22 protein-coding genes are annotated in these 21,058 nt (G+C 54.5%); 10 read left to right on the top strand and 12 right to left on the bottom strand.

Annotated elements, in window-relative coordinates; all coding sequences use genetic code 11:
• Positions 1 to 54: 54 nt before the first annotated feature.
• Positions 55 to 426 (bottom strand): 30S ribosomal protein S12, encoded by a 372-nt coding sequence (gene rpsL, locus ACN0WW_RS16315; protein WP_067198316.1) that lies wholly within the window; start codon positions 424 to 426, stop codon positions 55 to 57.
• A gap of 357 nt (positions 427 to 783) precedes the next feature.
• On the opposite strand from rpsL, the gene ACN0WW_RS16310 reads away from it, so the two are divergent.
• On the top strand, positions 784 to 2,196 hold the full coding sequence (locus ACN0WW_RS16310; RefSeq protein ID WP_417614011.1) for a KAP family P-loop NTPase fold protein: 1,413 nt from the start codon (positions 784 to 786) through the stop codon (positions 2,194 to 2,196).
• Positions 2,197 to 2,261: 65 nt separating this feature from the next.
• Here the strand turns inward: ACN0WW_RS16310 and ACN0WW_RS16305 are convergent, their stop codons facing one another.
• From ACN0WW_RS16305 to ACN0WW_RS16295, 3 genes are all read right to left on the bottom strand, one after another.
• A complete protein-coding gene (locus ACN0WW_RS16305; protein WP_417614016.1) occupies positions 2,262 to 2,540 on the bottom strand; it encodes a DNA-binding protein in 279 nt (92 codons plus the stop codon).
• 349 nt (positions 2,541 to 2,889) lie between these two features.
• Positions 2,890 to 3,429 (bottom strand): hypothetical protein, encoded by a 540-nt coding sequence (locus ACN0WW_RS16300; RefSeq protein ID WP_417614009.1) that lies wholly within the window; start codon positions 3,427 to 3,429, stop codon positions 2,890 to 2,892.
• Between the two features lie 204 nt (positions 3,430 to 3,633).
• On the bottom strand, positions 3,634 to 4,026 hold the full coding sequence (locus tag ACN0WW_RS16295; RefSeq protein ID WP_417614007.1) for a host attachment family protein: 393 nt from the start codon (positions 4,024 to 4,026) through the stop codon (positions 3,634 to 3,636).
• Between the two features lie 322 nt (positions 4,027 to 4,348).
• Between ACN0WW_RS16295 and ACN0WW_RS16290 the strand changes: the two genes are divergently transcribed.
• Both ACN0WW_RS16290 and ACN0WW_RS16285 read left to right on the top strand, forming a co-directional pair.
• The gene (locus tag ACN0WW_RS16290) at positions 4,349 to 6,679 is read left to right on the top strand and encodes a TonB-dependent receptor (RefSeq protein WP_417614005.1); all 2,331 of its coding nucleotides are present in this window, start codon (positions 4,349 to 4,351) and stop codon (positions 6,677 to 6,679) included.
• Between the two features lie 257 nt (positions 6,680 to 6,936).
• Positions 6,937 to 8,115 carry a diguanylate cyclase domain-containing protein gene (locus ACN0WW_RS16285; RefSeq protein WP_417614003.1) on the top strand — a complete coding sequence of 393 codons (1,179 nt, stop codon included), beginning with the start codon at positions 6,937 to 6,939 and terminating at the stop codon, positions 8,113 to 8,115.
• 78 nt (positions 8,116 to 8,193) lie between these two features.
• Here ACN0WW_RS16285 and ACN0WW_RS16280 read toward each other — a convergent pair whose 3' ends face one another.
• Positions 8,194 to 8,577, bottom strand: a complete 384-nt coding sequence (locus ACN0WW_RS16280) for a DUF1304 domain-containing protein (RefSeq protein WP_417614001.1) — start codon at positions 8,575 to 8,577, stop codon at positions 8,194 to 8,196.
• A 178-nt stretch (positions 8,578 to 8,755) separates the two neighbouring features.
• On the opposite strand from ACN0WW_RS16280, the gene ACN0WW_RS16275 reads away from it, so the two are divergent.
• On the top strand, positions 8,756 to 10,513 hold the full coding sequence (locus tag ACN0WW_RS16275) for an N-acyl-D-amino-acid deacylase family protein (RefSeq protein WP_417613999.1): 1,758 nt from the start codon (positions 8,756 to 8,758) through the stop codon (positions 10,511 to 10,513).
• Here the strand turns inward: ACN0WW_RS16275 and ACN0WW_RS16270 are convergent.
• Together ACN0WW_RS16270 and ACN0WW_RS16265 are read right to left on the bottom strand one after the other, a co-directional pair.
• The gene (locus tag ACN0WW_RS16270; protein ID WP_417613997.1) at positions 10,510 to 11,043 is read right to left on the bottom strand and encodes an isoprenylcysteine carboxyl methyltransferase family protein; all 534 of its coding nucleotides are present in this window, start codon (positions 11,041 to 11,043) and stop codon (positions 10,510 to 10,512) included. The genes ACN0WW_RS16275 and ACN0WW_RS16270 overlap by 4 nt on opposite strands.
• Complete coding sequence (locus ACN0WW_RS16265; protein WP_417613995.1) at positions 11,040 to 12,089, bottom strand: type III polyketide synthase; 1,050 nt, start codon at positions 12,087 to 12,089, stop codon at positions 11,040 to 11,042. Before ACN0WW_RS16265 ends, ACN0WW_RS16270 begins: the two co-directional genes overlap by 4 nt.
• Positions 12,090 to 12,480: 391 nt before the next feature.
• Here ACN0WW_RS16265 and ACN0WW_RS16260 point away from each other — a divergent pair, with 391 nt between their 5' ends.
• The 3 genes from ACN0WW_RS16260 to ACN0WW_RS16250 all read left to right on the top strand — a co-directional run bounded on the left by ACN0WW_RS16260 (position 12,481) and on the right by ACN0WW_RS16250 (position 14,582).
• Positions 12,481 to 13,344, top strand: coding sequence for a phasin family protein (locus ACN0WW_RS16260; RefSeq protein WP_417613993.1), 864 nt, complete (start codon positions 12,481 to 12,483; stop codon positions 13,342 to 13,344).
• A 219-nt stretch (positions 13,345 to 13,563) separates the two neighbouring features.
• Positions 13,564 to 13,902, top strand: a complete 339-nt coding sequence (clpS, locus tag ACN0WW_RS16255; RefSeq protein WP_417614014.1) for an ATP-dependent Clp protease adapter ClpS — start codon at positions 13,564 to 13,566, stop codon at positions 13,900 to 13,902.
• A gap of 20 nt (positions 13,903 to 13,922) precedes the next feature.
• Positions 13,923 to 14,582, top strand: coding sequence for a DsbA family oxidoreductase (locus tag ACN0WW_RS16250; RefSeq protein WP_417613991.1), 660 nt, complete (start codon positions 13,923 to 13,925; stop codon positions 14,580 to 14,582).
• Between the two features lie 3 nt (positions 14,583 to 14,585).
• Here the strand turns inward: ACN0WW_RS16250 and ACN0WW_RS16245 are convergent, their stop codons facing one another.
• The 5 genes from ACN0WW_RS16245 to ACN0WW_RS16225 form a co-directional block, all read right to left on the bottom strand.
• Entirely contained in the window at positions 14,586 to 15,011 is a 426-nt protein-coding gene (locus ACN0WW_RS16245; protein WP_417613989.1) for a VOC family protein, read from the bottom strand.
• Entirely contained in the window at positions 15,008 to 15,817 is an 810-nt protein-coding gene (locus ACN0WW_RS16240) for a DUF1295 domain-containing protein (protein ID WP_417613987.1), read from the bottom strand. The genes ACN0WW_RS16245 and ACN0WW_RS16240 overlap by 4 nt, the downstream gene beginning before the upstream one ends.
• Entirely contained in the window at positions 15,814 to 16,398 is a 585-nt protein-coding gene (locus ACN0WW_RS16235) for a lysophospholipid acyltransferase family protein (RefSeq protein WP_417613985.1), read from the bottom strand. The genes ACN0WW_RS16240 and ACN0WW_RS16235 overlap by 4 nt, the downstream gene beginning before the upstream one ends.
• Before the next feature lie 279 nt (positions 16,399 to 16,677).
• Entirely contained in the window at positions 16,678 to 17,640 is a 963-nt protein-coding gene (locus tag ACN0WW_RS16230; RefSeq protein WP_417613983.1) for a cation diffusion facilitator family transporter, read from the bottom strand.
• Between the two features lie 126 nt (positions 17,641 to 17,766).
• Positions 17,767 to 17,946, bottom strand: coding sequence for a PspC domain-containing protein (locus tag ACN0WW_RS16225; RefSeq protein ID WP_417613981.1), 180 nt, complete (start codon positions 17,944 to 17,946; stop codon positions 17,767 to 17,769).
• 611 nt (positions 17,947 to 18,557) lie between these two features.
• On the opposite strand from ACN0WW_RS16225, the gene recF reads away from it, so the two are divergent.
• From recF to mobA, 3 genes are all read left to right on the top strand, one after another.
• The gene (recF, locus tag ACN0WW_RS16220) at positions 18,558 to 19,631 is read left to right on the top strand and encodes a DNA replication/repair protein RecF (RefSeq protein ID WP_417613979.1); all 1,074 of its coding nucleotides are present in this window, start codon (positions 18,558 to 18,560) and stop codon (positions 19,629 to 19,631) included.
• 163 nt (positions 19,632 to 19,794) lie between these two features.
• Complete coding sequence (locus ACN0WW_RS16215; protein ID WP_417613977.1) at positions 19,795 to 20,391, top strand: CHAP domain-containing protein; 597 nt, start codon at positions 19,795 to 19,797, stop codon at positions 20,389 to 20,391.
• 38 nt (positions 20,392 to 20,429) lie between these two features.
• Complete coding sequence (gene mobA, locus ACN0WW_RS16210; protein WP_417613975.1) at positions 20,430 to 21,020, top strand: molybdenum cofactor guanylyltransferase; 591 nt, start codon at positions 20,430 to 20,432, stop codon at positions 21,018 to 21,020.
• Positions 21,021 to 21,058 lie beyond the last annotated feature (38 nt).

Below are 21,058 nucleotides of genomic sequence, written 5' to 3'. Positions count from 1 at the left end.
ACCCGTTTTTCGGGACGACGACGACGTGACATATCTTATAACTCCGAAACTGAATTATTTAGGACGCTTGGCGCCATATTTCGAACGGCTCTGCTTGCGGTCCTTGACACCCTGGGTATCGAGAACGCCGCGCAGGACGTGGTAACGCACACCGGGAAGGTCGCGCACACGGCCGCCGCGGATCAGCACAACGCTATGCTCCTGAAGGTTGTGACCTTCGCCAGGAATATAGCTGATGACTTCACGCTGGTTGGTCAGGCGAACCTTGGCAACCTTACGCAGAGCGGAGTTTGGTTTCTTTGGAGTCGTTGTATAGACACGGGTGCAAACGCCGCGCTTCTGCGGGTTGGCTTCCATGGCCGGAACCTTGGACTTCGTCTTCTGGGGCACCCGCCCTTTACGGACGAGCTGATTGATCGTTGGCATAAAGTCTTCACCTTATAGTAGATTAGTCCTGCATCATGCAGGGGTTACTCTCATGGCCAAAGCGCCATAAGTGTTTTGCCTATGTAAGTTTTCTGCGGCGTCGAGCAGAGCCCGAAGAAGCGGAAGCGCGGCCCTTAGACGGGATTCGGGTTTGGGTCAAGGGGTTGGGGAATGACTATGTGGATACCTCTTCTCCAACAAGACCACGCACAAAATGAAACCGGCACGCACAGCAGGCCCCATCATTCAATTTCCGACAGAGCGAGAAGCACACGTTGACGCTAACCTCCGAAAGAAACCACTCGCATTTTTTTACCTCTGTGACAAAGTCGGCAATTCGTTTTTAGGAAGACTAATATGGACGCTGAAGTAGATGCGATTTGGGCCGATGACCTGTTCGAACGCGCCGAGTTGGCCAAAAAAATGGAAGCGTATATAAAAGGACGCTTTGCCCACCCTGCTCCTGGGTCCGGGGCCTTTACTATTGGTGTCGACGGTCACTACGGAATTGGGAAAAGCTTCTTCTTAAAAAGATTGCAAAAGCAACTGTCGATGAATCATCCTGTGGCATTTGTCGATGCATGGGCAGACGACACGGCGGATGACCCTCTAACTGCCATCATCATGTCGATAACTGAGGCAGTACTTACAAAACTTCCTGATGCAAGAGCAACTGCCAAGCCGTCAGAAAAATTGAAGGGTCGGGCTGTGGATTTGCTAAAGGTCGGGATAAAAGTTTCCACTCGCGCGGTCATGGCAAAAATGTTGACCGAACGGGGGTGGGATCAAATCAGCGACACAATAACCAAACTCGCCGATGAAACGGCTGACCTTATAGGAAAGGGTGAAACGGAAGATAGTCCGCTGGTTTTAAAGAGAAAACTGATCTTTGAATTCCATGAGAAACTGGCTGCGTTGACGGATGCAATAAAGGAGGAAGGGCTTTTTGAACTACCGCTAGTGCTTATAATCGATGAACTGGATCGGTGCCGCCCGACCTATGCAATCAAATTACTTGAAGAAACCAAGCATTTTTTCGATAGCACGAGTGTTGTAATCTTATACGGGATGAATCGAACCGCTCTGACACATACTGTGAAAGCAGTATATGGATCGGAATTTGGCGCAGATGAGTATTTACAGCGCTTTGTCAGAAGAAGGTTCTCGCTTGCCCAAGCTCCTCTCAGTAGCTTCATTGAAAGAGAGATGTTGGAAAGTGGTGCGCCAATCGAAAAACTCCACCTCCCAGAAGACCCGGAAGACAATGATCAGAAACGTGCTAGGCATGCAAAATATCTTAGCGTTATTCTTGCTGAAAATGGAGTTTCTGCACGGTCGACACAAGCCGTTCTTGAGTATCTTTTTAGTTTCCTCGGTATGTGGGAACACGAAGTCCCCATTCAATTAGCGCTTTTGGCTCCCCTCGCTATTTGCCATCAAAAAGAGATAGCTCATTCAGATTTTCAGGGAAGTTCGTTCAAATTTCGGATCGGCAGTCTTTTACCGACGGCGCGCCAGTTGTTTCACGAAATTCAAGCTCACGCCAATTTGACTTGGCTTGAGATAATAAACCAGCGGAATGGTCAGAATAACGAGTCGGGCGGATTGATCATTGCAGTTCGAGAGATGGAGCAATTTGTTAGCAAACCGAGAATTGACCAAGCTGATTATGAGAAAAAAATTCCTCTTAGCGAATATGAAACTAGGGTTATCGATGTTGGGGAAATTGTATACTTTCAAGTTGAAAATATCGAGAACGGGCCAACCTAGAATTACGGTGACAGTGAAATTACGGTACTACGGTGACAGTGCACTCTATTGCCTGTCCTCACCCACTAACCGACGACCGCACCCCAATCCCACGCAACATGCCCAGCAAAGCCTCCAGCATCATATTGCCATTCGCCTCCAGCGCCCCAATAAATAGCGCAGAGCGCCTGCCGCGTGATCTTGCTCGCCGCCGCCACCTCGGTCATGCCCTTGACCCGCGCGACATCGTTCAGCGCGGTGCGGATCAGCGCGGCGGCCTTTTCTGCAAAGGCGACCTTCAGACAGGTCGCGATCATTTCCGGGCTGTCGGGATAGGCACCAGCGTCACGGACGGCGAAATCGATTGCGCCCTGCCCGAAATGTCAAAAATTGCCAATTTCCGCCAAATATTTACCGTTTGGGGCATAAACGCGTTACGATTTGCGCGTTTTTCGCTGCAATTGGGTACAATTTGATCCGGCCGCTATTTCGGCACCACCCACGACAAAGACATTCATCGCGTCGCCTCGCCGAATAACCCGAATTGACCTTCCAAATCTTCCACTATGCCATGCAAATATAGGGTCAGATTCCATGCAATCCTTGCCGTGGTGCCGGGCGGATCAAATCCGGGAAGAGACCGCAGGCACCACCCTCAGACCAACGCATTCAGGATGACGGGAAATGTTCCGCCCCGCCTCACCACGCGCTCCATCAATAAGCGCAAACCTCAAAATCTGATCCGGTCCAGCAAGCCTTGTCGGTCTCGGACCGTTGCGCCTGGCCCCAACGCGAGTTGATGCCGTCTTTGGTCAGGCCCCTCACCTCTGCCGTGCCTTTGTCAATCATCCAGACGCTGATGCTCGATACCCGGTTTTTCAGTCCGGGGATCTTATCGGTCTCGACACTGAAAGAGCCCTTGGGACCGGCCTCGAACAGACAAGGCCCCTTCAGCACCTCGCCGCCGGTGGTAATCTTGCACTTTGCGCTTTTAGCGTCCGGCCTCTTTGCAGCGACCGCTGGCTTGTCCGTCGCTGGGGCGGCGGTCTCTCCATTGTCAGCTTGCGCAGGCCCATCGTCCGCCGCTGGTTCATCGACCGTTGCGGCTGGCGCGGAACTGTCTTCTACCGCAGTATCGGCGCTGGTCGCCTGTGCCTGCTCAACGGAGCTTTCGGACTGGTCTGCATCCGCAGAACCACAGGCACCGAGCGCGAGCACGGAGACAAAGAGAAACAGGGAATTTTTGATGGGCATGAAGGTTGCTCCGGTGGGGCGGTTGGAATTGGGGTATGACACAGATGCGCCTCACGGCTGATCGATCAGCGCGCGGCTATGCCCTTTGCATGTTCGAATATTTTGCGACAGCAATTAATTGAGGCAGCGGACAGTTGGCGGAAAGAAAGTGGGGCGCAGGCGCGACCATCTCTAGTCTGCAGCCTGACGCCCCACCCGCAAAACCTATTGCGAAATCGACTTCTCGATATCCTTGACCGGGCTATTGGTCAGCGTCTTCGCTTGCTCCAGCACGATTTTGTCGGTCACTTCCTTGTGCAACAGCGGCCGCATCTCGCCCAGTGTTTCCGGGTCGGCGACGAGGATCAGGCGGTCATAAGCCCCCTTGTGCGACAGCTCATAGAGTTTCTCTGCCATGATCTTGGAAAAGGTCGCCTCCATGCTTTCCTTTGCCGATCGTTCAGGCGGAGATTTGCCGGACGGGCCCTGGTCGGCCAGATTGCCGGGAGTCCAGTCGCCATTTGATTTCAGCGAGCCGCCATCAACGTAAAAAGTCTTCGCCTCTTCGCCGGTTGCGACGACGACAAATGTGTCTTCTGGAAAATTGAGCGTGCCCATATTGTAACATCCTTTTTTGTTTTGGTTCAGAGAGGAAACGCGCGGTAGCCTGAAAGGTTGCCCGCAGCGGGAGATCGAAGGCAGGCCCATTCGTCATCCTGAACTCGTTTCAGGATCCCTTAAGAGTGTGCACCGCCGGACGAGGTCCTGAAACAAGTTCAGGATGACGATGACGAGTACTCACTCCCCATCCCCTGCCCCCCAGTAACAAGACTGTCGCACAATATTATCGGAACTGTCATCCAATCCCCCTCAGCCTGTCACAGCCTTGCTGCACTGCACCATCCATTCAGTGTCGCACATAAAAAGGTTGATTCTTTCCATGTTAAAATTCTCGTCCAACGCCCTGTCCCGCGCTTCCTCGATCGCGCTCGGATCGGCTCTGTTTATCGCTGCATCCGCCCCTGCCCTCGCGCAGACCAGCACCGATGATGTTGCAGAAGAAAGCGACGACGATGTCATCATCGTTACCGCCCAGAAATTCGAGCAGAAATCGACCGACGTTCCGATTACCATTTCCGCCGTGTCGAACCAGCAGATGGAGCGGCTCGGCGTGTCCGATCTCGACGAACTGTCCAACTATGTTCCCGGCCTCAATATCCAGGAACAGAGCGCCAACAATCCCGGTATCGTCATCCGCGGCATCACCTCGGACAGCGGCTCGTCACAGCAGGCCGCGCGCGTCACACTCTATTATAACGGTGTCGACATTTCGCGCTCGCGCGGTTCCTACCAGGCGATCTATGATGTCGACCGGGTCGAGGTGATCAAGGGGCCGCAGGCAACGCTGTTTGGCACGGCCTCCGCCGTCGGCGCGATCAGCATCATTTCCGCCCGGCCGGAGCCCGGCTTCTCGGGCAAGCTGACCGCCGGCATCGGCAATTTCAACCAGCGGCTGGTCAGCGGCCATATCAATGTCGGCAATGACGTGATCGCGGCCCGCGTCGCCGGCGAATGGAAAAAGCGCGACGGCTATATCACCAATCTGTCGGACCGGCAGGATGATCTCTATGCGCAGGACCAGCTCGGGCTGCGCGGCTCGCTGCGCTTCACACCGAGCGATGCGCTGACCATCGATCTGATCGGTACCTATGACCAGCAGCGCAACAGCGGCACGCCGTTTATCTCGGGCAATTTCCCGACCTCTGCTGGCCCGGCCAACAAATTCGGTCCCGCCAACCTGTCGGGCGCGCCGGCCGGGATTTCAGCAGCGGTGCTGGGCAGCGACGATCTCGGCCTGCGCCGCGAGGTCTATGACGCCAACCTGACCGCCAGCTATGACTTTGCCGACGGCTGGAATTTCACCACCGTCAACGGCTATCGCAAGTTCGACAGCCAGGAAGTGTTCGACGCCGATGGTTCGGCTGCCTGGTATCTGGAGTTCACCGAGGATTCGCAGGGCTGGCAGGTCAGCCATGAATCGCGCTTCTCCTATCAGGACGACAATGTCCGCGCCTCGTTCGGCTGGAATTATTTCCATGAAGACAATTTCCAGCGCATCCCCTTCTCCAGTGAAGAAGGCACGTTCCTGCAATGCAGCGCCAATCTGATCCCAAGCCTCGGCTGCATCGCCGCCGACGGCAGTGTTGCTGCGGCTGGTGCCACGGCGATCCTGACCGGCGGTTTGGCCACCGTGCTGCCCTACAGCTCCGAGTTCACAAACCTCGGCGTCAACGACAGCTATTCGGTGTTCGGCGATGTGCGCTGGACGGTGACCCCGAGCCTCGAACTGACCGCAGGCGTTCGCGGCCTCATCGAGAAGCGCAAGTCGGGCTATAATGCCGTTGCGCCAGCCAGCGTGATTACTGGCGGTTCCCTGATCCCTGGTCAGGCGACGACCAACGGAACCTTGTGGTCGGAAGACAGCTTCGCTGCGGTGCTGCCGCGTTTCAACGTGCTGTATCGCCTGTCCGACGACGTCAACCTCTACGCCACCGTCTCCAAGGGCCGCCGCTCCCCGACCGTCAACCAGAACGCGACGTCGAGCAGCGTCATCCCCGAGGAAATCGTCTGGAACTACGAAGGTGGCATCAAGGGCTCGTCCGGCATCGTCTCGGGCTCGCTCGGCGTCTATTACCAGAAATACAGCAGCTTCCAGGTTTCCCGCGTCGTTTCTGATCCCAATGATCCCTCGGGCCAGCCGGTCGGGTCCACGGTGACCGAGAGTGCCGGTTCAGCCAGCAATCTGGGCGTCGAGGCAGAGCTGCAGATACGGCCAACCGACTGGCTGACTGTCTTCGGCAATGTCGGCTGGATCGACGGCGGCATCGACGACAAGCCGGAAAATGGCATCTATGCCGGCAACCGCTTCCGTCTGCAGCCGGAATGGCAAGCGGCTGGCGGTTTCACGATCGATGCGCCGCTGGGCAATGGCATGCGACTGTTCCTGACGCCCAGCGTCACCCATCGCAGCCGGATCTTCTTCGAAACCACCAACCGGCCGGACATCTCTCAGGGCGCGGTCACGCTGGTAAATGCCAAGGGTGGTGTCAGTTTTGCCGACAACCGTTTCGAACTGTCCGCTTTTGTCCGCAATCTGACCAACAAGGATTATCTGCTCGATGCCGGCAACACCGGCGGCGCATTCGGCTATCCGACCTTCATTCCAGCGGAGCCACGCTTCTACGGAATACAGGCAAGCGCGAAATTCTAGAAGGCGGGCCCCGGCTTTTGCCAGAATTCGGTCCGGTCTGACCTCCGGTCAGGGTACCAGACTATTATTCAGTCCGACACCTGCCGCACCTCTTGAGAACAAAGTCCCGGTGAAGGTCTCCACCTTCGCCGGGATTGTTGTTGGTGGCCGGACGCTGGCCAGACTGCGCTTGGAAGGATTTTCTTAACCATATTTTCACATCCGCTGCCTAGTCAGCATATGATGAATAAACAGCTATGGCAGGATGGCCTGAAAACATGTTTTTAGCGCCGCTATTCGGGAAAATCCCTCAGATATCCTGGAAGGCGCCATGGCAATCCCCAACCATCCCCGCAGAGATCCAGTCATCGGTCGAGGAGATGCAGCTCGAACGGGCGCTGACCCATGTGCCGATGATTTACCTCGTCGCGATTTTCAATCTTCTTGCCGTGATGGTCCTGTCCGCCCACGAAGGGGTCGAGACCATTTACTACGCCTGGATGGGTTTGTTTGCCGTTGGCTGCTTCGCGCGGATGGTCATGTGGATGCGTGCTGCCAACCATCCCGGCCTGCTGCCACACTCACAAAAAACGCTGAGAAACCTGTCCATCATTTCGGTCGGCATTATCACCTTTCTGAGCATCTGGTCGGTCGTGGCGGTTGCAACGGACGCATTCGAAAATCAGATGTTCATTCCGATGTCGCTGGTTTTTGGATCGACCTGCATCGCGCATTGTCTGGCCTGCATTAAAAGAACCGCCGTCACCGTCCTCTTCGTCGGAGTCATGCCATCAGCACTGGCAATGATATTGCTGGGGGGATTTGATGAGATGATCATGGGATGGAGCATGATCACCATCGCGTTGCTGATGATCCGGTTCATCATCGACAGCTACAATCAGATCATCTCTGGCCTGATCATGCGTCACACCATCTGGAAACAGGCCCATAGCGACGCTTTGACCGGGCTCGCCAATCGCCGCGCGATGATGAACCACCTCTATCTGGCCGAACAGTCTTTCGCGGAAAACGGCTGCTGCTTTGCCGTGGCCCTGATTGACCTGAACCATTTCAAACAGGTAAATGACAATTTGGGCCATGACATCGGTGATCATCTGTTGGTGGAAGTTGCCAGCAGACTGAACCAGCGTAGCAAAGCCAAAGAGATTGTCGGTCGGTTGGGCGGCGATGAATTTCTGATCCTGATGCCGGACGTGACCGGAAGGGAGCAGGCAATGGCCAGAGCAACGGCGTATCTCTCCGGCCTCGCCAAGCCCGCAAATATCAACGGCCACATGCTAACCCCGTCAGCAAGCATCGGCACTGCCGTTCAGACCTTGGACGGACATGGTGTAGAGCAACTGCTCAAGGCTGCTGACAAGGCGCTATATGCGATGAAGCGAGACGGTAAGAGCGCGCGGCACGTTGCAGACCAACATCTGCGCAATATCGCCTGATTTGGCGATCTCTCAATCAGCGCAAGAATATAGCGGCCATAGGTTATTATTGACCAAGCTCAGGATGAAGAAAGTGCATCACCGCTTCGCCCTGTTTGCCGCTGGCAGCCACAAGAAAATCAGCCCGATCAGCGCTGGCCCAGCTTGCACCAGCGCGATATCCAGAGAAACGCGCGAAGCACCGAAGACACCCGCTGCGGCAACGAAGATAAGAAATCCGCTCGCTACCTTGCGCTGCCACTCGGCATTGCGAATGCAAAGGGACCAGATCAGTCCGCCTGCCAGACAAAGGTTATAAACGCCCTGATTGGCGGCCATAGCAGTGGTCGGCAGAAAGAGATCACCTGGCAGTTCCGGGAAGGTGGCAGGACCCTGTGTCTGCCAAGCGAATATGCCGAACCACGCAATATAGAGATGTAGAATAGCAACCAAAGCGACCATGATCTTGGCAAATATCGACACGCTTTTCCTTTCCGAAGTCTGTCCAACTTATAGTAGCCGATTATTCAATCTCAACAGCATGTGGCGGTCGCGAATAAACCTGCAGGTCCGGTCCCGTCCATGCATCGCTTAGCACTTACACCAGTAGCGATGATTCTCTGTATTCGATTAGTTTCGCTTATTGATAGGGAGAAGAGCCATGTTCGATACCATCATCAAGGGCGGCACGGTCGTCGATGGTTTAGGCGGCGCGCCCTTTGTCGGGGATATTGCCTTTCAGGATGGCGTGATTGCCAAGATTGGCGGATCGATTGATGCACCTGCTCGGGAAGTGCTGGATGCCAATGGCGCTATTGTCACGCCCGGCTGGGTGGATGTCCACACCCATTATGACGGACAAGTCAGCTGGGACACAGAGCTCGCTCCCTCTTCGCACAACGGTGTGACAACCGTAGTGATGGGCAATTGCGGCGTCGGCTTTGCTCCGGTCAAACCCGGGCAGGAAAAGACCCTTATCGAACTGATGGAGGGCGTGGAGGATATTCCAGGCACTGCGCTCTACGAAGGCATCGAATGGGGTCGCTGGGAGAGTTTTCCCGAATATATGGATTATATCGGTAGCCGGGAATATGCTATCGATGTTGCGGCGCAAGTCCCGCACGGCGCGGTCCGCTATTATGTGATGGGCGAACGGGGCAAACAGAATAAAGATGCAACTGCGGAAGATATCGAGGCAATGGCCGCTCTCGTTGGCGAAGCGGTCGAAGCTGGCGCGGTCGGCTTCAGCACTTCACGAACCATTGGCCACCGCTCGCTCTGGGGCACTGAGGTTCCGGGTACATTTGCGCCGGAAGCAGAGCTGACTGCGATCGCCGGTGCCATGGGCAAGCTCGGCAAGGGCGTGTTCGAGTTGATCCCAGCCGGCACTGTGGGAAAACTGGAACATATGGGTGGAGAACGGACCACACCGCAGCAAGAACATGCCATGATGCGTAACATTTCGGTCAGCAGTGGCCGCCCAGTGACATTCACGCTTATCCAGTCTCCGGATTATGAGCCAGACCTTTGGCGGCAAACCTTGCAGATGGCGAAAGAGGCCAATGCAAATGGCGCACAACTATATCCCCAGGTGCCATCCCGCCTGATCGGCTATTTAACCGGCCTCAGTAGCTATCACCCGTTCATGCGCAAACCGACCTATCTCGACCGGCTGGCCAAGCTGCCGCTGGCCGAACGTGTCGAGGCGATGCGCGACCCCGACGTAAAGGCCGCGCTGCTCTCCGAAAAGGAAATCAAGCACGAAGCGCCGGGCAGCATGGAAAATATCTCTGCCCTGCTTGGTCGTGGTGCGGCGATATTATACCCGCTCCACGATCCTGTTGATTACGAAGCGGGCATCGATGAGACGATTGGAAGCCTCGCGAAAGCCGAAGACAGAGATCCACTTGAATTTCTCTATGACTGGATGCTGGAAGACGGCGGCACGCGTTTCTGCTCCCTTAGCGCTGCCAACCTGCCGAAGGGCCTGGAAGTGCTTCGCGAACTGCTGGAGCATAGCGAGACTGTCACGGGGCTTAGCGACGCAGGCGCGCATGTTACGCTGATCTGCGACGCGACGATGCCGACAACTCAGCTATCCTATTGGGCGCGCGACCGGAAAAAGGGCGAGCGGCTACCGCTGGAATTTCTTGTCCACAAGCAAACGTCCCGCAACGCCGCACTCTATGGCTTTACCGACCGCGGGTCATTGGAAGTCGGCAAGCGGGCTGATATCAACGTGATCGATTTCGACAATCTGAGCGTTGCGTCGCCAGTCGCCTATAAGGACTTGCCAGCCGGAGGAACGCGCGTGATGCAGCCGGTGACGGGCTATATCGCAACCTATTGTAATGGCATCAAAATTCGTGAAAATGACCGCGATACCGGTGCCCGGCCGGGGCGGCTCGCCCGCAGCTAGGTCAGCCGTTCAGTCAAAACCGCATTCTCGACCCTGATCCGGTGGCGCAACAACAATGCGTTGAGGAGCGAGAAGACCAAAGCCAGCCAAGGCAGGCCGAGCATCAGCGGCACAATGGCGATCTCGAGCACAACCACCAGATAGTTCGGGTGGCTTATATATTTGTAAGGGCCGCGCTTTACCCGATCAAAATGTGGCGCTGAAATGATCCTCGTGGTCCACCAGCGACCAATGCTCGCAAGCGTCCATACCCGCAGCAATTGCGTGGCAACAAACAGCGCCAGCATCGCCGGATGGATGATTTGCCAAGGATCCACCAGAAGCGCGATGATCGCGATCCACGCGCTGTGGAGAAAAATGAAATACTGATAATGGTCAGCGCCATGCTCTTGACCGCCTTCGCTGAGCAGCCGCTTGGTGTTGCGGTTCGCGTAAACAAGTTCGCCTAGCCGCTGGACCACGATATAGACCAGTAGCCAGGTCACAGGTGTCGGATCCGTGGTAAAAATCGCGCCAAGATTGTCCGTCATTTTGCACTCGCCGGATCGAGAATACCAAGACCTGCGGTAAAGCCTGGACCAAGTGCCGTCAGCAAAATCGGTTTATCAGGCTTTTGCAAGAGCAGTTGTTTAAGCACGAACAGCACAGTCGGTGACGACATATTGCCATGCTGGCGAAGGACGTCTCGCGTTGCCGGAATACCTTCGATTTCCGGGGCAAAATATGCTTCCAATGCTTCCACCACCCGGCCCCCGCCAGGATGGCAGGCCGGTTCGGCAAGGTCAGATTTTTCCAATCCCTGAGTTTCGAGAAACGCGTCGCAAAAAGGCGTGAAATCTTTGGCGACAAAGTTCGGAATATCCCGGGCCAGCACGAGATCAAAACCGGTAGCACCAATTTCCCATCCCATCATGTCCAGTGTATTGGGCCAAGTCTTTTGATCGAAAGCGCGAAATGACGGGCTATCACCGCGGCATGTCTTCCCACTGATTACAGCCGCGGCACAGCCGTCAGCAAACAAAGCAGTGGCAATCATGTTCTTCTTGTCAAACTGACTGTAGTCGTATGACAGGCTGCACAATTCCAAGGCTATCATCAGAACATTCTGACCACCATTGGCCGCTGCGAGGTCATTGGCCAACCGCAGTCCCAGAACGCTGCCAGCACAGCCGTAGCCAAAAACGGGTATTGTTTGGGTCGATGAATCGAAGCCCATCGCCTCTATCATCCGGCTGGGGATCGAGGGGGTCATCGTACCAGTCGTCGAGATCATCACGATCGCGTCAATCGCCGTCGGTGCTAGCGACGCCTTCTCAAGTGCATCCCGAGCCGCCTCGTGTGCCAGTTCGGTGCCCACCTGGCCATAAATCGACGCCCGATCCGCCCAACTGCGCGGTTCCAGATAATAATCAGGTTCGCAGGCAAGGTAACGCTGATCGATGCCGCTGTTCCCGAGGATTTGCTCTAGCCTGGCCGGCAGGGCTGCACCCCGGGCCTTCGCGAGCACTGCTAGCACGCCTGATTGCGTAATGAGATGATCAGGCACGGCGGTGGCGATCGATATCAATTCGGACATGAAAAACTTTCGGTGGTGCATCTGGTGCTGTACAGCAGAAGCAGTATCGAACCATTGAAATCTTTCACTCTGCACGAAATTCCGTATCGGGAAGCTTGCGGAAGACTAGAATTGTGATCGACCTTTACATTGCCATATGTAAACAGGGGCGACCAAGCGATAGAGAAATAGCGCAGCATGGAAACAAGCCAATCCACGCACCATGTCTGGCGAAAGAAATACTTAAGTCGGTTAGCCAGCATAGGTCTATGCTGCGGCAAACTATTGCCAGAGCACTGAATTATAATAGTTTATCGCCAGAATTTCGATTTATTGTGCACTGCACCATTTTTCTTGACAATGCAGCCAAGATGCCTTATTTGTGCACTGCAACATAGAAGTGAGATAACCGATGGCTGACACAACGAACGAAACATCCGCTGCTCCGGCAGCAAAAGAAACCGGCTCGCTCTCTGCTGAGGCCGCCTATTCCGCCGCTGCATCAGCGGTCAATGTCTCTGACAAACCGGCTGCTACAGCCGAGCCCGCGAAAAAAGCCGAAGCTGACCCAGCTCCGGAAAAAACCGAAACCAAAAAGCCGGTGGCTTCTGCTGCTAAACCGGCAACAGCGGCCAAGCCTGCTGTCAAAAAGACCGCAGCAGCCAAACCGGCAGCTAAGAAGCCTGCGGCGAAACGCAAAACCGCTGCAAAGCCAGCTGCCAAAACCAAATCGAACACAACGACCAAAGGAACCAAAAAAATGGCTACCACCAAGACCACTGCAACCAAACGCGTTGCGAAGAACACCAAAGCGGCTAACACCAAGGCTGCTAACAATGTCAAGAATGCCGCCGAAAATCTCGGCTCACGTTTTGAAAAGCTGACCGCTGATGCGCAAGCCCGTGCAAAAGCTGCCGCTGACCGTGCCGTTGAGATGTCGAAAACCGCTGTTGAATTTAACCGCGAAAATGTCGAAACCCTGATCGAGAGCGGCAAGATTGCTGCCAAAGGTGCGCAGGAAATCGGCCAGACCAACGTGAAATACACGCGCGAGAATTTCGTCGAAGCCAGCCGTGCTTTGCAAGGTCTGTTCAGCGTCGCGACGCCAAAGGACTTGCTTGAAAAGCAAGCTGATTATGTGCGCAGCGGACTGGACCGGGTTATGGACCAGACTTCGAACAACGCCGATGCCGTTGTGAAGCTCGCTGGAAAAGCCTATCAGCCAATTGCAGACCGCGTCAGCGAAATCCGCAAGGACCTGAAAAAAGCGGCTTAAGCCACTTAAAAAATTTCTCGAAAAGGGCCGTTCCGCTGGAGCGGCCCTTTTTATTTGACGACCAGTTTGTTCCGCGACCTAAAAAGCTTCAAAAACTATCGATCCGGCCCTTGCCCTTGGGGGTAAAAATACCATATCTTGAGGCTAATGATGAAGCAGCAGATTCTTTTCCCGTTCTCAAAATCCCGTCGGCTACCTTTTGACGGTGGTCTGGCAGTGATGGCCGATGACCCAGACAAGGGGTCAGATGACGACAGCGATAACACCAACCTGGGCATTGCTACCAAGACCAGGGCAAAGACCCAAAAACCCAGCCCCTATAAGGTGCTTATTCTCAACGACGATTATACGCCGATGGAGTTCGTCGTTCTTGTACTGAAGCGATTTTTCAACATGGACATTGATGAAGCGACGCGCGTTATGTTGCATGTGCATCAAAAAGGCGTCGGCGTTTGTGGCACTTTCAGTTATGAGGTTGCAGAAACCAAAGTGACGCAGGTCATGGATTTTGCTCGCAAGAACGAACATCCTCTCCAGTGCACGCTTGAGAAGGCCTGATCGCAAACAAGGAAATTGCCATGTCCGAGACTCCCGTCATTACCATTGATATTGTCTCGGATGTCGTTTGCCCGTGGTGCATAATCGGCTACAAAAAACTCGAAAAAGCGATGGCTAATTTTGAAGACCAAGCGCGCTTTGAGCTAGCTTGGCACGCGTTTGAGCTAAACCCGTCCATGCCGCCCGAGGGACAGGACATCAACGAGCATATGGCGCAGAAATATGGTGCCACGCCGGAACAGAGTCGAGCCAATCGAGAGCGCCTGCGCGATGCCGGCAAGGACCTGGATTTTGATTTCAGCTATCATGAGAACATGCGCATGGTGAACACGTTCGATGCCCACCGCCTGCTGCACTGGGCGGGAGAGACGGGGAAGCAGACGGCACTGAAACTAGCCCTGTTCAAGGCGCATTTTACTGACGGCAAGGATGTCAGCGATCATGAGACGCTGGTAGGTATCGCGGGGTCGGTCGGCCTGGATGAAAAACGCGCCCGTGATCTGCTTGAAACGGATATGTTCGCTTCGGAGGTGCGCGCGGTTGAGGCTGAATGGCAGGATCGGTTCATCACCGGAGTACCGGCATTCATCTTCAACAAGAAATTCATGGTTCCCGGCGCTCAGGACCCCGAAGTGTTTGCAAATATCATAGAGAACAAGCTGCTCAAAAAAGCAGCATAGATTCTAAAATTCTTCCAGTAATTCGATGATATTGCCAAAAGGGTCGCGACCATAGATCGCTTTCTGTGTGCCTAAATCCACAGGCAGCCCGACAAATGTCATGCCGGCCACCGCCAGACGGTCATATTCCGCGTCAATATCCTCTACCAAAAGAGCCATGTGCGGATAGCCCAAATCCGACGGATCACTGCGCATGTCTCGTGGCTTTGGCTTATGATATTGCCATAATTCGAGGCAAATATTCGGGCCTTTCAGCATCGCCATTTTCGCTTCAAAGCCTGGGATTCCTACAGCGGCGCCGGCTTTTTCATTGTCTGCGGACACATCGCTGCGCCAGTCCACCTCGAAACCGAGCGCATCGCGATAAAACGCAAGCCCTGCCTCGATATCAGCAACCCCAATAGCGATATGATGGACACCCTTGATCACCTCTTTGTCCTTTTCTTTGGCGGCATCGGAAAAAATCCTGAGGTGCGTTCAATATAGGCGGCATATTCCGGCCGGTTCTTTTTAAGGCTTTTTTCCAGCAGCGGCGCGCCGCTCCATTTCATCAGGGTAAAGCTCAAAAACAGGGGACCGACCGCAGCGATCCAGACTGGCCAGCCGGTCGGAGCTGCAACCAGCCAAATGCCCCACCAAGCGCAAAAATCTCCGAAGTAATTGGGGTGCCTGGTATATTTCCACAAACCGCTATCGAGCACCTTTCCCTTGCTGTCAGGGTCGGCCTTGAAAGCTTTGAGCTGCAGATCTCCAACGGTTTCAAAGCCGATACCAATCACGGCGATAACGACGCCGATTACGGATATCGGGCCCAGTCCATCGTTACCGGCCAGCAATATGCCAAGCTGCGCCGGCAGGCAGACGATGAAAAGCAGCGGGATTTGCAGAGCCCATGCCCGGAGGAGCGCCGCCTTGGCGAAGCTCATACCCTGCTTGCCCATCGCTTTGCCGAGAATTTTTCCATAACGGGGATCTTCGCCTTCCTTGCGCCAGCGAAGAAAAAGATGCGTTCCTAACCGGATGCCCCACAGCGCCGTCAATGCCCATATCGCATAGGCTAGGGTCCCGGGGGCCTTGGTCTGGACAAAGGACGCACTAGCCATGATTGCCATACCATAAGCCCAGAACGCATCGATAAAGGAAACGTCACGAATGCGGATAGATATGAGCCACAGAACGATCATGATCATGACCAGCAATCCAAAGTTCAGTCCTAAGGATTCGAGCAGGGTCAAATGGACTCTCCCTTGTTCTGCGTCGCACTCTCCATTGCGGACTCTGTCGAGACAATATCGCGCATCGCTTTTTCCGGATATTTTGGGGTTACACTGTGGTAAAAATTGCTGAGCTTCTGCATGTCCGCTTTGTAGTTACCTGACGGCATGAAAGATGGTCCCAATCCGCCGGTTTTTTTGGAATAATCCATCAAACCGATGATCAGCGGCACCTTCGCCTTTAGCGCAATATAATAGAATCCGGTCCGCCATTGCTTGACGCTGCCGCGCGTCCCTTCCGGCGGAATCGTCAAAAGAAAATCGTCACGCCGGTCAAACTCCCTGACCATCGCGTCGACCATATTTTGGGATTTTGACCGATTGACCGGTATACCTCCCAAGCGCCGCATCATATTTCCCCAAGGCCATTTGAACAGCGTATCCTTGCCAATCCAGTAGGACTTGATTTTGAGCTTGTTGGTCAGGCCAAAAAAGAAAAGAAAATCCCAGTTGCTGGTGTGTGGAGCGGCGATGATGATCGCCTTTCGGGGCGGAAGATTTTCCTGAACGGCGGTCCATCCATTCACTGTATATATGAACACGGCGAACCGACGGACAATTTCCGACAACCAATTTGGTTTAATCTGGTCGTGCACACATCCTCCCGCTCGCGGGATCTGGCGCCGCGTTTATTTCAATACCATAAGTCTATTTGCTGACGACGCAACGAAAGATGTCCGTTGGTGCAATGATCAATATTCGTTAGTGCGCGACTTTCCCACGCCGGAACTTTGCCTACCTGAAACATGCATTCGGGACGGCACCAATAAGCAGGCATGTTGAAAATTTTGACTAAAGCGCGAACCAAAATTCTGGGCATCTCACTCGTGCTGTTCACCACAGTCAACTTGGCAAAGATCCGCCTCTTCATCTTCGAGCTCGATCTGAATAGTGGTATGATGAATCGCGAACCGCGTCTTCACCTCCTTCTGCACCGACGCCAAAAACCCCTTTCCAGGATGTCCACCGGGCAGAACCAAATGGGCGGTCATCGCTGTCTCGCTGGTGCTCATGGGCCAGATATGCAGATCATGGACAGTTTCGACGCCAGGCAAAGACGTGAGATATCGCTGCACATCTTCGACATCGATATCCCGAGGCACGCCCGCAAGCGACATCCGCACGGCTTCGGACAAAAGCCCCCAGGTACTCCAGAAGATTAGCAGGACGATCAGCAAACTGATAAGCGGATCAATCCAGTTCCATCCGCTGAAGTAAATGACGATTGCGCCAACAACGACGCCAGCCGAAACTCCCGCATCGGCCATCATATGGAGAAAGGCCCCGCGAATGTTGATATCTTCTTTCTGACCGCGCACAAAAAGCATTGCTGTGCCGAAGTTGATAATGATTCCAATCGAGGCAACGATGACGACTGTGACTGACGCAACTGGGCTGGGCGAACTGAAGCGGTCTATGGCTTCCATAGCAATCGCTCCGCAGGCCACCAACAGAAACAGTCCATTGAACAAAGCCGCCAAAATAGATGACCCGCCCAGTCCATAAGTGAAGCGTTTGCTGGGGGGACGCTTGCCCAGTTCGGAGCCAGCCCATGCGACAGCGAGTCCAAGTACGTCAGACAGATTATGACCAGCGTCGGCGAGCAAGGCCATCGATCCCGCAAGCAGGCCGTAGGTGACCTCGACGATGATATACAGAACGTTGAGCGCTATGCCGAGAGCAAAGGCTCGGCTGAAATTGGTCGGCATGTGGCTGTGCCCACCATGCCGGTCGTGATGGCTGTGGGGTATCGGCCCGTGGTTATGATGGTGACCTGCAGACATCTGCGCTCCAACATGTGCAATGCGACTGTTCAAAATCTCGATTACACGGAATGGTCAGAGCGGTCCACAATTTTAATTCAATATTTTCCGTATGTTATATCATTTAGCGCAGAGCGGCTGTGCGGATCAGTCAACAATCAAACCGATCGCAAGATATATAATAATGGCGGAACCAAAACCGAATATTGTCGCTAAAACGAAGACAATGCGCAGCAGGTTGACATCCATGCCGCTCCAATTGGCTAGGCCCGAGCAGACGCCCATCAGTTTCCCATTTGCCTTGTCGAGTTTCAGTTTGTTTTTCACTGGTCCGTTGCTTCCTTGATTTGATGTTACGGGGCCGGCCCGATTGCCGGAGCGAGAGTCAGAGGGTCTATTGCTATCAGCCATCAGATCACCAGCGACGATGCGTTGCTAACGGCCGGAGCGATGCTGGCGCCGACGAACAAGACTGCTGAGATCGCTGCGGCAAATGCGGCGAACATGGAGTTTTGAAGACTGTGTGACATGATATGTGTCTTTCTGTTGAAAACTGGATTTAGGCAACTGCTGATGCGGCGTTACTAACAGCCGGGCCGACGCTGGCACCGACAAAGATAGCTGCTGTAAAAAGGGCCGCAACGGTGGCAGAGATATGGCTGGAGACATTGGAGAACATTTATTATTTCCTTCTGATCTAGACTGTTTCGCACAATTGCGAAGATGTCTGATACACTGCATGTGCTGTGCCAAATTATATATATTATTATATTACAATGTGTTATCAGGATTTTCAGTTATCTCAAAGACATAAAATGCTAATAATTGGCATTAGAAACGCAATGTTAGCATTTCATCCCCTCCGGATTGAAGGCACATACCGCCGGTCCGAATTCGCTTCTCTTCACCAATAGCGAAAGCTAGTGACTAGCGCTAACATGGCCCTTTCCCAGCTCACCCTGCACAACTTTCGAAACTATTCCGAGTTGCGCCTGAATGCCGCGCCAGGTTTCATGGTTTTCAGCGGAGCAAATGGTGCGGGAAAGACCAATATACTGGAGGCGGTGTCCATGTTGGCTCCAGGACGCGGTCTCCGGCGCGCATCGCTCCGGGACATCGCCAACCAAAACGGCCCTGGCGATTTCGCCGTTGCAGCTCGGTTAAACGACGTTCATCTCGGCAGCGGCACCACAGCCGACTACCCTGAGCGACGGAAGACCAGGATCAATGAAGCGGCGGTTCCAACCAATGAGCTGGCCGAATGGCTCTCGATATTGTGGTTGACGCCAGCAATGGACCGTCTCTTTACCGAGGGAGCATCCGGACGCCGAAACTTCCTCGATCGGCTGGTGACCGCGCTGGAACCGGCTCATGCAGGAAACTGCGCCCGCTATGATGCCGCCCGCCGCGAACGGAACCGGCTGCTTGCCGACATGCGACCGACAGACCATGGCTGGATGGACAGCCTCGAAAATCAATTGGCGCGCTATGGTTCGTTGGTGGCAGAAGCCCGCAATCGGATGGTAACCGCGTTAAACGAGAGGTTGCAGCAATCCGACCGGACGATTTTTGCGACACCAGAGCTCCAGCTGGCAGACGGCCAGTTGCTGGCCGAAGATCAACTTCTTCAGATGCTGAAACAATATCAAGCAGCCGACCGGGCAGCCGGTCGCACGACGAGGGGCCCGCACCGAACCGACCTCGCCGTCTTTCATGCGGCCAAACAACAGCCAGCCGGCAAATGCTCTACCGGCGAACAGAAAGCGCTATTGTTCTCGATCATTCTTGCTCATGCTGACCTGATCGCGGATCGGCGGGAAAATCGCCCGATATTGCTGCTCGATGAAGTTGCCGCCCATCTCGACCCGGAGCGCCGAGGAGCGCTGTTTGACAAGCTCGCGGAACGCGGTGGCCAAGTCTGGCTTACCGGGACCGAACCAAGCCTGTTCGGCGATATTCCAGATGAGGCCCTGCATTTCGAAGTTTCGGATGGCCGCGTCAGGCTTAGGTAGGCCCAGATTAAAGGAGGTTTACGACTGATTAACTATAGTCATTAGCGCAGACTTGCGGCCGAATGACTATTCTCTCCAGATGAATACAACGACGCTCAAAACCTCTTTCTTCTCATTGCGCAATTCAATCATCCCCATCCTGCTGGCGTTACAGGCAATCTTCATGCCCGGATTAGCCAAAGCTGAAGATTATATCCAATGCGTGCCTTTTGCCCGCGAACTCAGCGGGATCCAAATTTATGGTGATGCGCACAGTTGGTGGGATCAGGCTGAGGGTGTTTATCAACGGGGCAACAGACCCGCAGAGGGCTCGGTTCTGTCCCTGCCGGTCCATGGGGCGATGCGACTTGGCCATGTCGCGGTGGTGCGAAAGATTATTGACGATCGTACTATTCTGATCAGCCATGCAAACTGGTCGCCGATCGACGGACGCCGGGGACAGATCGAGCGCAAAGTTATCGCCAAAGATGTGTCGGCCCATAACGACTGGAGTCTGGTACGGATCTGGTATGCACCGATCGGCAAGCTCGGGACCACCGCTTATCCGGTCAATGGCTTCATTTACCCCGCCCAAGGCAACCAGGATGCCGCGCGAACATGGGCATCTGCAAAGCCGGTACGCGAAAGCCGGGAACCAAATCGCAAGCTTTTTGATCGAAGATTGAAAGCGGAGTTGTCGCAAGTCGCCGATCAAGAGCTTCCCGCTGAGTCGCAACCACGGGATCTGATTGGAGAACTGCTGGACAGAGTGGGAAGCTGACGCCAGATTGCAAATATGCTTCAACCGAGACCAATCGCATGACCAGCAGCGCGGGAGCCTGCCTCGTCATTCTTGCCGGCGGCGAGTCGCGCCGGATGGGGACCGACAAAGCGGTTATCGAATTTCACGGAGAGCGGCTAATTGATATCCTGATCCGCCGCTTTTCTACAAAGGCGGAACACATATTTCTCTCGGCAAAGCAGGAATACGGCACTGGCTTACCGATCATACCTGACGATCCGGATGCACCGGGAGGTCCGGTCGGAGCAATCTTCACCGTGTCCGCAAAGCTGCTTGAGATGCGGACAGACGTTGCCGGCTTTGTCACAGTGCCGGTTGACGCGCCGTTCGCTCCGGAAGACCTGATCCAACGACTCTCGGCAGATGGTCGATGCGCCGTGGCACAGGACCCTGAGCGCATGCATCCCACCTTCGCCTACTGGCGGTGTGATGTTGTCAACGCCGTTCGCGCCACCCATGATCATGGCGATCGATCGCCGTCGCTGCAATGGCTGGTCCGGCAATGTGCCTCTGAATCAGTGACTTGGACCGACCCGGCCCGATTCATCAACGTCAATCGACCAGAGGATCTCGCCGCTGCAATGGCCATAAAAAAAGCCGGGGCTTGAGGACAAGCACCGGCTTTCGGTTGCAGTGTTGTTCACTG

The organism is Parasphingorhabdus sp., from assembly GCF_048269865.1.
In the GTDB taxonomy this organism is placed as follows: Bacteria; Pseudomonadota; Alphaproteobacteria; order Sphingomonadales; family Sphingomonadaceae; genus Parasphingorhabdus.
This window is presented reverse-complemented; position numbering and strand designations above follow the sequence as displayed.

What these genes read in the sequence shown, in the direction of transcription:
- rpsL (WP_067198316.1), bottom strand. Translation starts at nt 426, where the DNA reads ATGCCAACGATCAATCAGCTCGTCCGTAAAGGGCGGGTGCCCCAGAAG.
- ACN0WW_RS16310 (WP_417614011.1), top strand. Translation starts at nt 784, where the DNA reads ATGGACGCTGAAGTAGATGCGATTTGGGCCGATGACCTGTTCGAACGC.
- ACN0WW_RS16300 (WP_417614009.1), bottom strand. Translation starts at nt 3,429, where the DNA reads ATGCCCATCAAAAATTCCCTGTTTCTCTTTGTCTCCGTGCTCGCGCTC.
- ACN0WW_RS16295 (WP_417614007.1), bottom strand. Translation starts at nt 4,026, where the DNA reads ATGGGCACGCTCAATTTTCCAGAAGACACATTTGTCGTCGTCGCAACC.
- ACN0WW_RS16290 (WP_417614005.1), top strand. Translation starts at nt 4,349, where the DNA reads ATGTTAAAATTCTCGTCCAACGCCCTGTCCCGCGCTTCCTCGATCGCG.
- ACN0WW_RS16285 (WP_417614003.1), top strand. Translation starts at nt 6,937, where the DNA reads ATGTTTTTAGCGCCGCTATTCGGGAAAATCCCTCAGATATCCTGGAAG.
- ACN0WW_RS16275 (WP_417613999.1), top strand. Translation starts at nt 8,756, where the DNA reads ATGTTCGATACCATCATCAAGGGCGGCACGGTCGTCGATGGTTTAGGC.
- ACN0WW_RS16270 (WP_417613997.1), bottom strand. Translation starts at nt 11,043, where the DNA reads ATGACGGACAATCTTGGCGCGATTTTTACCACGGATCCGACACCTGTG.
- ACN0WW_RS16265 (WP_417613995.1), bottom strand. Translation starts at nt 12,089, where the DNA reads ATGTCCGAATTGATATCGATCGCCACCGCCGTGCCTGATCATCTCATT.
- ACN0WW_RS16260 (WP_417613993.1), top strand. Translation starts at nt 12,481, where the DNA reads ATGGCTGACACAACGAACGAAACATCCGCTGCTCCGGCAGCAAAAGAA.
- clpS (WP_417614014.1), top strand. Translation starts at nt 13,564, where the DNA reads ATGGCCGATGACCCAGACAAGGGGTCAGATGACGACAGCGATAACACC.
- ACN0WW_RS16250 (WP_417613991.1), top strand. Translation starts at nt 13,923, where the DNA reads ATGTCCGAGACTCCCGTCATTACCATTGATATTGTCTCGGATGTCGTT.
- ACN0WW_RS16230 (WP_417613983.1), bottom strand. Translation starts at nt 17,640, where the DNA reads ATGTCTGCAGGTCACCATCATAACCACGGGCCGATACCCCACAGCCAT.
- recF (WP_417613979.1), top strand. Translation starts at nt 18,558, where the DNA reads ATGGCCCTTTCCCAGCTCACCCTGCACAACTTTCGAAACTATTCCGAG.
- ACN0WW_RS16215 (WP_417613977.1), top strand. Translation starts at nt 19,795, where the DNA reads ATGCCCGGATTAGCCAAAGCTGAAGATTATATCCAATGCGTGCCTTTT.
- mobA (WP_417613975.1), top strand. Translation starts at nt 20,430, where the DNA reads ATGACCAGCAGCGCGGGAGCCTGCCTCGTCATTCTTGCCGGCGGCGAG.